This is a genomic window from Streptomyces sp. NPDC003327 (genome assembly GCF_053589515.1).
In genome coordinates this window covers 1-12,025 of sequence record NZ_JBSFSA010000059.1, presented here as the reverse complement: position 1 = coordinate 12,025, position 12,025 = coordinate 1, and the positions used below count along the sequence as shown (strand labels likewise).

Annotated in this window: 10 protein-coding genes; 7 read left to right on the top strand and 3 right to left on the bottom strand. The window is 74.0% G+C overall.

All coding sequences use genetic code 11. The features are described 5' to 3' along the window. Nucleotides 1–43: 43 nt before the first annotated feature. Complete coding sequence (gene rox / locus ACWDVG_RS29105) at nucleotides 44–1,531, bottom strand: rifampin monooxygenase (protein ID WP_451703556.1); 1,488 nt, start codon at nucleotides 1,529–1,531, stop codon at nucleotides 44–46. 540 nt (nucleotides 1,532–2,071) lie between these two features. Between rox and lanL the strand changes: the two genes are divergently transcribed. The 5 genes from lanL to ACWDVG_RS29080 all read left to right on the top strand — a co-directional run bounded on the left by lanL (nucleotide 2,072) and on the right by ACWDVG_RS29080 (nucleotide 8,137). Then, the gene (lanL, locus tag ACWDVG_RS29100; protein ID WP_451703555.1) at nucleotides 2,072–4,852 is read left to right on the top strand and encodes a class IV lanthionine synthetase LanL; all 2,781 of its coding nucleotides are present in this window, start codon (nucleotides 2,072–2,074) and stop codon (nucleotides 4,850–4,852) included. A 46-nt stretch (nucleotides 4,853–4,898) separates the two neighbouring features. Next, complete coding sequence (locus tag ACWDVG_RS29095) at nucleotides 4,899–5,057, top strand: VenA family class IV lanthipeptide (RefSeq protein WP_451703553.1); 159 nt, start codon at nucleotides 4,899–4,901, stop codon at nucleotides 5,055–5,057. A gap of 191 nt (nucleotides 5,058–5,248) precedes the next feature. Beyond that, nucleotides 5,249–6,307, top strand: a complete 1,059-nt coding sequence (locus tag ACWDVG_RS29090; protein ID WP_451703552.1) for an ATP-binding cassette domain-containing protein — start codon at nucleotides 5,249–5,251, stop codon at nucleotides 6,305–6,307. Next, nucleotides 6,304–7,167: an ABC transporter permease gene (locus tag ACWDVG_RS29085; RefSeq protein ID WP_451703550.1), complete on the top strand. Its 864-nt coding sequence runs from the start codon at nucleotides 6,304–6,306 to the stop codon at nucleotides 7,165–7,167. Before ACWDVG_RS29090 ends, ACWDVG_RS29085 begins: the two co-directional genes overlap by 4 nt. Before the next feature lie 28 nt (nucleotides 7,168–7,195). After that, complete coding sequence (locus ACWDVG_RS29080) at nucleotides 7,196–8,137, top strand: hypothetical protein (RefSeq protein WP_451703548.1); 942 nt, start codon at nucleotides 7,196–7,198, stop codon at nucleotides 8,135–8,137. Between the two features lie 6 nt (nucleotides 8,138–8,143). Here the strand turns inward: ACWDVG_RS29080 and ACWDVG_RS29075 are convergent, their stop codons facing one another. Next, nucleotides 8,144–9,499, bottom strand: a complete 1,356-nt coding sequence (locus tag ACWDVG_RS29075) for a TerD family protein (protein ID WP_451703547.1) — start codon at nucleotides 9,497–9,499, stop codon at nucleotides 8,144–8,146. 49 nt (nucleotides 9,500–9,548) lie between these two features. Beyond that, nucleotides 9,549–10,757: an alkene reductase gene (locus ACWDVG_RS29070; protein ID WP_451703546.1), complete on the bottom strand. Its 1,209-nt coding sequence runs from the start codon at nucleotides 10,755–10,757 to the stop codon at nucleotides 9,549–9,551. 54 nt (nucleotides 10,758–10,811) lie between these two features. On the opposite strand from ACWDVG_RS29070, the gene ACWDVG_RS29065 reads away from it, so the two are divergent. Continuing rightward, nucleotides 10,812–11,186: a MerR family transcriptional regulator gene (locus ACWDVG_RS29065; RefSeq protein WP_451703545.1), complete on the top strand. Its 375-nt coding sequence runs from the start codon at nucleotides 10,812–10,814 to the stop codon at nucleotides 11,184–11,186. A 4-nt stretch (nucleotides 11,187–11,190) separates the two neighbouring features. Further along, nucleotides 11,191–11,967, top strand: a complete 777-nt coding sequence (locus ACWDVG_RS29060) for an NADPH-dependent F420 reductase (RefSeq protein ID WP_451703543.1) — start codon at nucleotides 11,191–11,193, stop codon at nucleotides 11,965–11,967. Nucleotides 11,968–12,025: the final 58 nt, after the last annotated feature.

Sequence of the window (12,025 nt, the reverse complement as noted above, 5' to 3'; positions counted from 1 at the left end):
GTCCGGACGACGGCGCCCGGGCGGCGGCGCGCGGCTCCCGCCCTCAGGCCCCGGCGGTCGGGGTGTCAGAGGTGGCGGCCCCGGCGGTCGAGGCGGCTGCAGGGGTGCGCGCGGGGGCGCCGAACCAGGTCGGCAGATGCGCCAGGAGGTCCTGCTGGTCGTCGCCGACCCAGGCCACGTGGCCGTCCGGGCGCAGCAGCACCGCCGGTACGTCGAGTTCGTCGCTGACGTCGACGACGTGGTCGACCCGATCCGCCCAGCCGGCGACCGAGAGCCCGCCGGTCCGGTCCAGGAGCAGTCCCCGGCCGCCGCGCATCCGCTCGTACAGCCGCCCCCGCTTCAGGGCGACGTCCCGCAGGTGCCGGCCGAGCAGGTCGTGTCCTTCGCCGCAGTCGTAGCGGACGCCGAGCGCGGTGACCTTCTCGATCAGGTGGCGGTTCACCTCCTCGAACTCCATGAGTTCCGCGAGGAGCCGCCGCAGCGACCGCGGGCCCGGCTCGGGGGACAGCAGCTCCATCTGCGCGCGCGTGTTGTCCAGGACGTCGGCGCCCACCGGGTGGCGCTCACTGTGGTAGGTGTCGAGGAGTCCCTCGGGCGCCCGGCCCTTGACGGCGGCCGCCAGTTTCCAGCCCAGGTTGTACGCGTCCTGGATGCCGAGGTTGAGGCCCTGCCCGCCGGTCGGGGGGTGGATGTGCGCGGCGTCGCCCGCGAGCATGACCCGGCCGACGCGGTAGCGCTCGGCCTGCCGGGTGGCGTCGCCGAAACGGGAGAGCCAGCGCGGCGCGTGCACGCCGAAATCGGTGCCGGCGAACACCCGCAGCCGCTCCTTGAGTTCGTCCAGGGTCGGCGCGGCCGAGCGGTCCTCCGCGACCCCCTCGGCGGGCACGACGAAGCGGAACACCCCGTCCCCCATGGGCATGGCGCCGAACCGCAGGTGGGTCTTGCGGACCTCGGCGATCACGCCGAACATCTCCTCGGGCGCCACGCCGATCAGCGCCTCGCCGAGCAGCGTGTCGACCCGGGCGGGCTCGCCCGGGAAGCCGACGCCGATCAGCTTGCGCACGCGGCTGCGGCCGCCGTCGCAGCCGACGAGGTAGCGCGAGCGCAGCCGGCCGCCGTCGGCCAGCTCGACGGTCACCCCGTCGTCGTCCTGGCTCAGCGCGACCAGCTCCTGCCCGCGCCGGATCTCGGCGCCGAGGGCGAGCGCGTGCTCGGTGAGCAGCCGCTCGGTGTCCTCCTGCGGGACGGCGAGGACGTACGAGTGGGCCGTGTCGAGGTTCTCGGGCCACGTCGTGCCGATCCCGGCGAAGAAGCCGCCCACGCGGAACTGCTCGCCCAGGGCGAGGAAACGGTCCAGCAGACCGCGCTGGTCCATGATCTCGACGCTGCGCGCGTGCAGGCCGCGCGCCCGGGACAGCCGGCTCGGTTCGGGGTCCTTCTCGACGACGACGGCACGCGCCCCCGCCAGCCGCAGCTCGGCCGCCAGCATCAGCCCGGTCGGCCCGGCACCCGCAATGATCACGTCGATCATCGCACCTCCCACGTCGTCGACATCGTCAAAGCCCGGCGATTCTGCGTCACCACGGGGGCCTTGCCGCAAGGCCCCCCGTGCGCTATACGTTGAAGAGGGCAAGGGGCCGAGCGCTTCTTGCCCGTCGTGTTTTCCGCGCCCCGGAGCGCCCCCGAGGTCGGTCGCGGCGCCGACGCAGCGTCGACATCGCCCCTGCGGCTGACCCTCAAGGCTCACGCAACGTGACCGTCCTTCCGTGCGCCAGCCCGCGTTCGCGCCCGCGTGCGCCCCCCTCCACGCCCGGTGACGGCCCCGGACCCGCTCCTCCGTCGCGCCCCGCCCGCGGCCTGGTTTCGGCCCTCGGTGCTGGTCACGACGCTGCCGTCGTCCGTCCCGTGCGCCTCCGACTGCGCCGGGCGCGCCTCCTGGTGGGACTCCAGCGGCGTGCGCTCGCCGAATGAGGTGAATCCTCGCGGTGATGTGTTGGTCCGGTTATGCGACCGGGCACCTTCCGCTCAGCCGTTCTCACCGTCGAGGGCCGTGAAGGGGAGAAGCACGCGAATGACGAGTCAGGCCACGGAAGTCGCACTGGAGGGACTGCTCGACCGGGCGCTGCACGCCACCGGTACGGGTGCCCGTTGGACGGTCGACGCGGACGAGATGTGGTGCCGTGTCGCCTCCCGGTCCGGGACGCCGCGTCAGCAGGGGTGGAAGCTGCACCTGTCGGCGTCGGCCGCTTCCGCGCCGACGGTCCTGGAGAGGGCCCTCGACGTCCTGCTGCGGGGGGAGTCGACGTTCAAGTTCGCCCGCTCCCTGGAGCAGGTGAGCGCGCTCAACTCCCGTGCCACGCCCCGGGGCAGCTCGGGCAAGTTCATCACCGTCTACCCGTGCGCGGACGACGAGGCCGCCCGGCTCGCCGAGGAGCTGCACCGGGTGACGGCGGGACTGACCGGGCCGCGCATCCTCTCCGACCAGCCCTACGCTCCGCACTCCCTGGTCCACTACCGCTACGGCGCCTTCGTCGGCCGGCGACGGCTCTCGGCGGACGGTCTGCTCGTCCATTACATCGAGGACCCGGACGGCAACCCCGTGGAGGACAAGCGCACCGGCCAGTACTCCCCGCCGCCGTGGGCGGTCTCCCCGTTCCCCGCCACGGTGCCCGTCGCGGCGCGCGCGCCGGAACCGGCGCCCGGCCCGGTGGTGATCGGCGACCGCTTCGCGGTGCGCGAGGCGATCCGGCACACGAACAAGGGCGGCGTCTACCGCGGCGACGACGTCCGCACGGGCGCCCCCGTGGTCATCAAGGAGGCCCGGCCGCACGTCGAGGCCGACACCTCGGGCTGCGACGTCCGCGACTGGCTGCGCGCCGAGGCCCGGACGCTGGAGAAGCTCACGGGCACCGGGCTCGCGCCGGAGCCCCTGGCCCTGTTCGAGCACGGCGGCCACCTGTTCCTGGCGCAGGAGGAGGTGCCCGGGGTCACCCTGCGCACCTGGGTCGCCGAGCACTTCCGCGACGCCGGAGCGGAGCAGTACCGCGTCGACGCCCTCGCCCAGGTCGCCCGCCTGGTGGACCTCGTCGCGGCGGCGCACGACCGCGGCTGTGTCCTGCGGGACTTCACCCCCGGCAACGTCATGGTCCGGCCGGACGGCGGGCTGCGCCTCATCGACCTGGAGCTCGCCGTCCTGGAGGACGACGACGCGCTGCCGACCCGCGTGGGAACCCCGGGCTTCAGCGCCCCCGAGCGGCTGGCCGACGCGCCCGTGAGTCCGACGGCCGACTACTACAGCCTCGGCGCCACCGTGTGCTTCGTCCTGGCGGGGAAGGTGCCGAACCTGCTGGCCGAGGAGCCCGCCGACAGGCCCGACGAACAGCGCCTCGCCGCATGGCTGGAGGCGTGTACGGAGCCGTTGGGGCTGCCGGACCACCTGATCGAGATGATCCTCGGGCTGATGCGGGACGACCCCGCCGAGCGCTGGGATCCGGCCAGGGCCAAGGGGTGGCTCTTCGACGCCCCGGCGAGCGGCACCGGACGGCCGGCGGCGGAGACCGGTGCCCCGGCGAGGGCGCAACAGCCGCGGGCGGAGACCCGTGCCCCGGCGAGGACCGGACGGCCGGCGCGGCCCGAGCGGGACGGCGGGCGCACGGACACGGCCGAGGCGGTACGGGGCATCCTGGACCACCTCGTCGACTCGATGACCCCGGAGGACGACCGGCGGCTGTGGCCCGTCTCGACCATGGCCGGTGAGTCCGACCCGTGCACGGTCCAGCAGGGCGCGGCGGGGGTCCTCGCCGTCGTGACGCGGGCCTGGGAACTCACCGGTGAAGAACGCCTCCCGGACGTCATCTCCACCGCGGGCCACTGGATCGCCCGCCGCACCGACACCCGCTCCCCCCGCCCCGGCCTGCACTTCGGCGGCCTCGGAACGGCGTGGGCGCTGTACGACGCGGGGCACGCCCTCGACGACCGCGCGCTCATGGACCACGCGCTGGCCCTCGCGCTCGCCCCGCAGCAGGAGACGCCCCACCACGACGTCACCCACGGCACGGCGGGCAGCGGGACGGCGGCCCTGCACCTGTGGCAGCGCACCGGAGACGCGCGCTTCGCGGAGCTGGCCGTCGACGCCGCCGACCGGCTGGCGGCCGCCGCGCGGCGGGACGCGTCCGGGGTGAGCTGGCCGGTCCCCGGCGAGGCCGCCGCGGAGGGAGCCGCCAAGGGCGAGGCCGGAGCCGCTTCGGCGGAGGCCGGCAAGCGCTACCTCGGCTTCGCCCACGGCACGGCCGGCATCGGCTGCTTCCTCCTCGCCGCCTCGGCCGTCTCCGGGCGCGCGGACCACAGGGAGCTGGCCGTGGAGGCCGGCGAGCAGCTGGTGGCCGCGGCCGTCCGCGTCGGCGAGGCCGCCCAGTGGCCCGCGCAGGCCCCGGACGTGCCCACCGCCCCGTACTGGTGCCACGGCTCGGCGGGCATCGGGACCTTCCTCGTCCGGCTGTGGCAGGCCACCGGGGACGACCGGTACGGCGACCTGGCCCGCCGCAGCACCCTCGCCGTCGCGGAGCGCGCCTCCCGCGCCGCCCTCACCCAGTGCCACGGACTGGCGGGCAACGGCGACTTCCTCCTCGACGTGGCCGAGGCGACGGGTGACCCCGTGCACCGCGCCGTGGCCGAGGACCTGGCCCGCCTCCTCCTCTGCGAGGGGGCCCACCGCAACGGCCACCTGGTCTTCCCCAACGAGTACGGGGACGTCTCGACCAGCTGGAGCGACGGGTCCGCCGGAATCCTGGCGTTCCTCCTGCGGACCCGTCACACAGACCCCCGGCACTGGATGGTCCGGATGCCGGTGTGAGCGGCAGCGACGCTGACGCTCAGCCCTTCAACGAAGAAGGAGAATCATGGAGAACAACAAGGACATCGAGCTGCTGGCCCGTCTCCACGCCCTTCCGGAGACCGACCCCGTCGGTGTCGACGGCGCGCCCTTCGCCGCGACGTGCGAGTGCGTCGGCCTGCTGACCCTTCTGAACACGGTCTGTATCGGCATCAGCTGCGCCTGACACCGGCTCGGCGTCCGGTCGGCGGCTGACACCCGGGACAGCCGCCGGCCGGGACGCCGGTGAAGGACCGCACGGCGCGGCCGGACTCGTCCGGCCGCGTTGCCGTTCCCGCACCCTGCACTCCGCACCCGTGTCCGTACCGGTTCCACCGACGTGCCTCCAGGGCGAACCCGTAGACGAGGACCAGACCCATGCAGCTCCACGCCGGTGACGACGACCTCGCCGCCTCCGCGACCCTCATGACCGCGGCCCCCTCCGCCCCGCCGACCGCCCACCACCCTCCCGAGCCCGGGTACGCCGTCCGCACCCGCGGCCTGGTCAAGAGCTACCCGGGTCCCCAGGGCACCACCACCCACGCCGTGCGCGGCCTCGACCTGGACGTGCGCCAGGGCGAGACCTTCGCCTTCCTCGGGCCGAACGGCGCGGGGAAGTCCACGACCATCGCCGTCCTCTGCGCCCTGGCCCGGCCGACCTCCGGTCACGCCACGGTCGCGGGCGCCGACGTGCTCACGGAGCCCCACCGGGTGCGGCAGGAGGTCGGCATGCTGTTCCAGCACAGCGCCCTCGACGGCGACCTGACGGCCGAACAGAACCTGCGCGTCCACGCGCGGCTGTACGGGCTGGGCCGCGGCCGGGCCCGGCGGCGCGTCACCGAGGTCCTCGAGACGGCCGGCCTCACCGACCGGCGCCGGTCCCCCGTGCGCACCCTCTCCGGCGGCATGCGGCGGCGCCTGGAGATCGCCCGCGCCCTGCTGCACTCCCCCCGCCTGCTGTTCCTCGACGAGCCGACCACGGGACTCGACCCCCACGCCCGCGCCGAGGTGTGGGCGCACCTGCGTGCGCTGCGCGAACGGCACGGCAGCACGCTGTTCGTCACCACCCACTATCTCGACGAGGCGGAGAACTGCGACCGCATCGCCATCATCGACCAGGGCCGCCTGGTGGCCCAGGGCACGCCTCACGCGCTGAAGAGCGCGATCGGCGACGACCGGGTCGTCCTGCGGACGGGTGACGACACGGCGGCCGGGGAGGTCGTGCGCGGCGTCGCGCCGCCGGACCGCGCCCCCACGGTGGACGCGGACGGAGTGAGCCTGCGGCTGCCGGACGGCAGCGCGTGGATCCCCCGGCTCTGCGCGGCCCTCGAACGCCACGGCATCGCCGTCCACGCCGCGTCCGCGACCCCGCCCAGCCTGGACGACGTCTTCTTCCACCACACGGGCCGCAGCCTCCAGGCCGGAGGTGGCCGATGACCGGGCTCGCCCTGGAGACCGAGGACGCCCGCGAGCAGCGGGCCGGCCGCCCGGCCCGTCTGCGGCTCGAACTGCGCGCGATCCACGCCCTGGTCCACCGCGACCTGCTGCGGATGGCCGGCCAGCGCACCCACACGGCGCTCATGCTGCTCCACCCCGTGCTCTACCTCTTCATCCTCGGCGGCGGCCTGGCCGCCCTGATCCCGCGCTCCTCCCTGGGCGTCGGCTATCAGACGTACCTCTTCCCCGGCATGCTGATGATGACGGTGCAGACTCCGGCGATCATGGTCGGCATCCGTCTCATCACCGACCGGCAGAGCGGTTATCTGCGGGAGCTCCTCATGGCCCCCGTCAGCCGTTCCACCCTGCTTCTCGGGAACTGCGCCGGGGGCACCCTGACCGCCGCCGTCCAGGGCGCCGTCCTGCTCTGCCTCGTCGGCGCCGTGGGCCTCCCCTACGACCCGGTCCTGCTGGTCCTGCTCCTCGCCTGCATGGTCCTGGCCTCGTTCACGATCACGGCCCTCGCCCTGGCCCTGGCCGTCACGCTGCGCGGGCCGGAGACGTTCCACACGCTGCTCGGCCTGGTGATGATGCCGCTGCTGTTCCTCTCCGGGGGCTTCTTCCCGACGTCGAACCTGCCGGGCTGGGCACAGGCGCTCGTGAACGCCAACCCGCTGGCGTACGCGGTGGACCTCCTCCGCCGCTGCATCACGGCGCGCGTCCCCTCGGCGGGAGAGGCACCCCCGGGCATCGAGTGGGCCGGCTGGCAGCCTCCCCTCCTCCTGGAGGCCGCACTCCTCCTCACCGCCGGAACCCTCGCCCTGGCCTGGGCCGCACGGCGCTTCAACCGCCCGGAGTGACCCGGCCGGCGTGGGCTACGGTCGGAGCATGCGACGCGAGGACCTCCTGGGCGAGGACGGCACCTGGACGGGGCTGACCCTGGAGGTGCGGTCGCGCCGCAGGCCGGGGCTGTGTCTGTTCAGCGCCGACCGGCGTCTGCTGCTGGCCCAGGGGGAGCGGCCGGTGCTCCTCGCGTCCGTCGACGGCGACGACGGTGGCGTCGAGTTCTGGCGCACCAACACCTACCGTTCCGTGGTCCCGCCGACGCGGGCCGCGGCCGCGCGGGAACGCGCCGGGCGGCCCGACCGCTGGGCGCACCGCTTCGCGGAGTGCCTCGTGGCGGACCCGGGCGGCCCGCTGCACGACGGCCGGTGGCTGCTCTCGCGCGAGAGCCCGCTCACGAGGGCCGACGACGGCCGGACCCCGGGCGCGTACTGGGGCGAGATGATCGTCGAGGGTCATCCCGAGGGGTACGTCGACTGGTTCGTCCACTCGGGGTCCTGGGAGATCCTGCCGCTGCGCCCGATGCCCGGCCCCCTCGACGCCCGCGTCAAGGCGTACCGCAAGCAGGCCCGCGAGGGCATCCTGCCGCCCGTCCTGCTGTGGTGGGTCAGCGGCCTGGACTGTCACGTCGTCCTGGACGGCCACGCCCGGCTCGCCGCCGCGCTCGCCGAGTCGGTCACCCCACCGTTGCTCCATCTGCACCGCACCGCGCCCGGCGACGAGGTGGCGGCGGGCACGGAGCGGGCGGTGGAGCGCTACGAAGCCGAGCTGGCCCGGTTCGCCGCGCTCCGCGACCGGCACGGGGGCGCCGTTCCGGACGGCGCCGCGACGGCCGGCGCGTCGCTGGCCCGCGCCCTGGAGGAGCTGCGCACGGCGAAACGGCCCAGCTGGGCCTGGCCGTTGGCGGGCGGCCGGGCCGAGTGGTGCCGGGTCGCACGTGCGGTGACCGGTGGGGACTGGGGCGCGGACGACGGCCCGTCGCCGTGATCCGCCTCAGCGGCTGCCGGGGACGGGCTTGAGGCGGGCCTTCCACGGGCCGTCGGCCATCTCGAACTGGACGACGAGCGGGCCCTCGGGCAGGGGAACGGTCTCGTGGCGCCTGCCGATCTCGTTCACGACGTTGTCGTCGTCGGGGAGCTCGGTGGGGTCCTCGTGTCCGGCGAGTTCGTAGAGGTTGACGATGAGGTTGCTGTCGCCGCGGTAGTGGATGGCGAGATCGGCGACGCCGCCCGTGTGGAGCAGAACGTCCGGCCCGCGGAACTGCGCCCCGTGTTCCGTGAGGTGTCGGGCCGTCATCAGCGGAGTCACCTCGAACCGCCACGGCCCGTCCGCCTCCAGCCGGAACCGCAGCCGCCCGTTGCCGGGGACCTGGGCGAGGACGCGGCCCGTGTAGGCGTCCTCGGTGCTGTTGATGAGGTTGTCGCCCTCCTTGTTCCGCCGGTCGAGGACGGTCAGGCCGGTGTAGCCGTCGCCCTGGACGTCGAGCTGGACGATGACCGGGCCGGGCGGGAGCCCGTCCACGGTGAGCACGTCGTTGTCCCGGCCGGTCTGCGTGTACGGCGGGAAGACGGGGCCGTACGACCAGGGGGCCGGCGGCTGCGCGGGCGTCGGCGCCGGCACGAACGGCGTCACCGGCGGGGCCGCCGGGGCCGGGGCCGAAATCGGGGGCGGGGGCGGGGGCGGGGGTACGAAAGCCGGCGGAGGCGCCGCCGGGTACGTCGCCTTCGTGGGAGGCGGCGCGAAGACCGCAGGCGGGGCCGGGTACGTCGCCGCCGGGGGCGGCGGGGCGAACGGAACCGCCGGGCGGGGCGGCGCGGCCGGGGCAACGGGGGCTACCGGGACCGGTGGGGCCTGGGGGGTCTCGGGAGACACCACGTGCACGCCGTGGTCCGTGGCCAGTCCGGCGAGGCCGTTCGCGTACCCCTGGCCCACCGCACGGAACTTCCAGCCCCCGGCCCGCCGGTACAGCTCGGCGAGCACCATCGCCGTCTCCCCCGCCGCGTCGGTGACGTCGTACCGCGCGACCGGAGTGCCGTCCGCGGCGAAGGCCTCCACCGAGAGACCGGCGACGTCGCGCATCGCGCCGCCCTCCGTCGAGCCGACGACGAGCACGCGGTCGATCTGCGGTTCGACGGCCGTGAGGGTGACCTCCAGCCACGCCGTGCCGTGCTCGGCGCCCGTCAGCCGTACGGTCCCGGTCGGATGCGCGGGAGCGCCGTGGAAGACGACGTCGGCGTCCCCCCGGACCGCGCCGTGCTCCGTGAGCAGCAGCGCCATCGCGTCGACACCGCCGCGTACGGCGATCCGCAGCGGTACGGACGGCACGAAGCCGTTGTCTCCCTTGGTCATGGTCCCCATGGCGCACCGGCCCTCATGGTCGTCTCCCCACCCTCGTCGGTCAGGGAACGATCTTGCCGGGACTCCGGCCCTCCGGTCCAGGGCGCCCTCCCGTGGTGAGCGGTTCCGTCGAGGCGTACGTGGACGTCCGGGTGGTCGCGGGGGCGGCAGCGGCAGCGAGTGTGGGGTAGTCGGTGTAGCCGGCCGCTCCGCCCGTGTACATCAGGCCCTCGTCCCGTACCTGGTTGACCGGTGCACCGATGCGCAGTCGTTCGACCAGGTCGGGGTTGGCGAGGAACGGGCGGCCCAGGGAGATCAGGTCGGCCCCCGCGGCGAGCAGCCGTTCGCCCTCGTGCCTTCCGCCGTCGGCGGGCAGTGGTTCGCCCCACCCGAGGACGGGGTTGGCGATCAGCGTGCCCGGCCAGTTCTTACGGATCTCCTGGAAGAGCAACTGGTCCGGATCCGCGAAGACGACGTGCAGATAGGCGAGTCCGGTGTCGGCCAGGGCGGTGATGAGCGCCGGGTAGATCTCCTCGGTGTCGCCCTCGTCGATGCCGTTGACGGTCAGACCCGGCGCGATCCGCACACCGACCCGTTCGGGACCGATCGCGTCGGCGACGGCCCGGACAACCTCGACGACGAACCGGATGCGGTGGGCCACCGGGCCGCCGTAGGCGTCGATGCGCCGGTTGGTTCCCTTGGCCAGGAACTGGTGGAGCAGGTAGCCGTTGGCGGCATGCACCTCGACTCCCTCGAAGCCCGCGTCGACGGCGTTGCGGGCGGCAGCGGCGAAGTCGGCCACGGTGGAGTGGATTTCGGCGGTGGTCATCTCGCGGGGCACGACGGCGTCCCGGTGACCGTCCGGGGTGTGGAGGGTCACCGGCAGCGGGATCGGCGAGGGCGCGACGGGGGTGAGCCCGCTGGTGCGGGGGTGGCCGACCCGGCCACCGTGCTGCAGCTGGAGGAACATCCGCCCGCCTTCGGCGCGCACGGCGTCGGTGACGCGTCGCCATCCCGCCACGTGCGCGTCGTTGTGGATCGCGGTGATGTGGGGATAGGTCTGCCCCACGGCGTTCGGCGTGGATGCCTCGGCGATGATCAGCCCCGCTGAGGCACGCTGCGCGTAGTAGGTCGCCATGATCGGCTGCGGGACGCCGTCGGCGGAGGCGCGGTTGCGGGTCATGGGTGCCATGACCAAACGGTTCGGCAGGCGCAGGGAGCCGAGTGAGGCGGGCTCGAAGAGGCGGGAGTCAACCGGTGTGTTCGTCATGCCGGTACGGTAGAACCTGACACCGATGTGAGGTTCAAGTCCGAGAGGTGAGCGATGCGGATCGGCGAACTTGCCCGCCGTAGCGGAGTCAGCGAGCGGTCACTGCGCTACTACGAGGCACAGGGGCTGCTCCGCGCGGAACGCACTCCCGGCGGCCAACGCGACTTCGGAGCATGGGCGGTGGACCGGGTCGTCCGCATCCAGGCCCTGTACGCGGCAGGGTTGAACAGCAAGAAGATCGCACAGCTCCTGCCGTGCATGCGCGACACCGACGGCGGCCCGAGCGAGATCGCCACCGCGCAGCTGGTCGAAGAACTCACCACGGAACGGGACCGCATCGACCGGATGATCCGTGACCTGTTCCGCTCCCGCGACGTCCTGAGTGAGGTCATCGACACGGCGAGAGTCGGCCTGGACGCCTCCCACTGATCGCATGAAACGACGGAGCCGCTGCGGAAATTCCTCGGCCGACCCAGGAAGAGGACGGCCGCGCGGTGACGTTCCCCTCACCGGATCCCAACGACCGCACGGACGAAGGAAACGGTTCATGAAGATCGGCATCATCGGCGCCGGAAACATCGGCGGCAACCTCACGCGTCGTCTCACCGCCCTCGGCCACGAGGTGGCGGTGGCGAACTCCCGCGGTCCCGAGACCCTCTCGGCGCTCGCCGAGGAGACCGGGGCCACCCCCGTGCACGTCACGGAGGCGGCGCGCGGCGCAGAACTCGTCGTCGTGACCATTCCGTTGAAGAACCTGCCCGACCTTCCGGACGGCGTGTTCGACGGGGCCGCCGAGGGCTTCGTCGTGCTCGACACGAACAACTACTACCCCCGGGAGCGGGACGGCCGGATCGCCGGAATCGAGGACGAGGGCCTGACCGAGAGCCGCTGGACGGAGCGTCAGCTGGGCCACGCGGTGGTGAAGGCCTTCAACGGCACCTACGCCCAGGACATCCTGGACCGGCCGCGCCCGGCCGGGGACGCTGAGCGGATCGCCCTTCCGGTCGCCGGTGACGACGAGGCCGCCAAGAAGATCGTGCGCGCGCTCATCGACGAGCTGGGCTTCGACACCGTCGACGCGGGCGGCATCGACGACTCCTGGCGGCAGCAGCCCGACACTCCGGTGTACGGGCTCCGCGCCGGGGTCACGGCCGTGACCGAGGCGCTCGCCGCCGCCTCCCCCGAGCGTCCGGCCGCCTTCCGCGGCTGAGCCGTCTCGCTGCGGGCCCCGCGCCCCCCGCGGGGCCGGGGGGCGGTCGGTGGAGGCC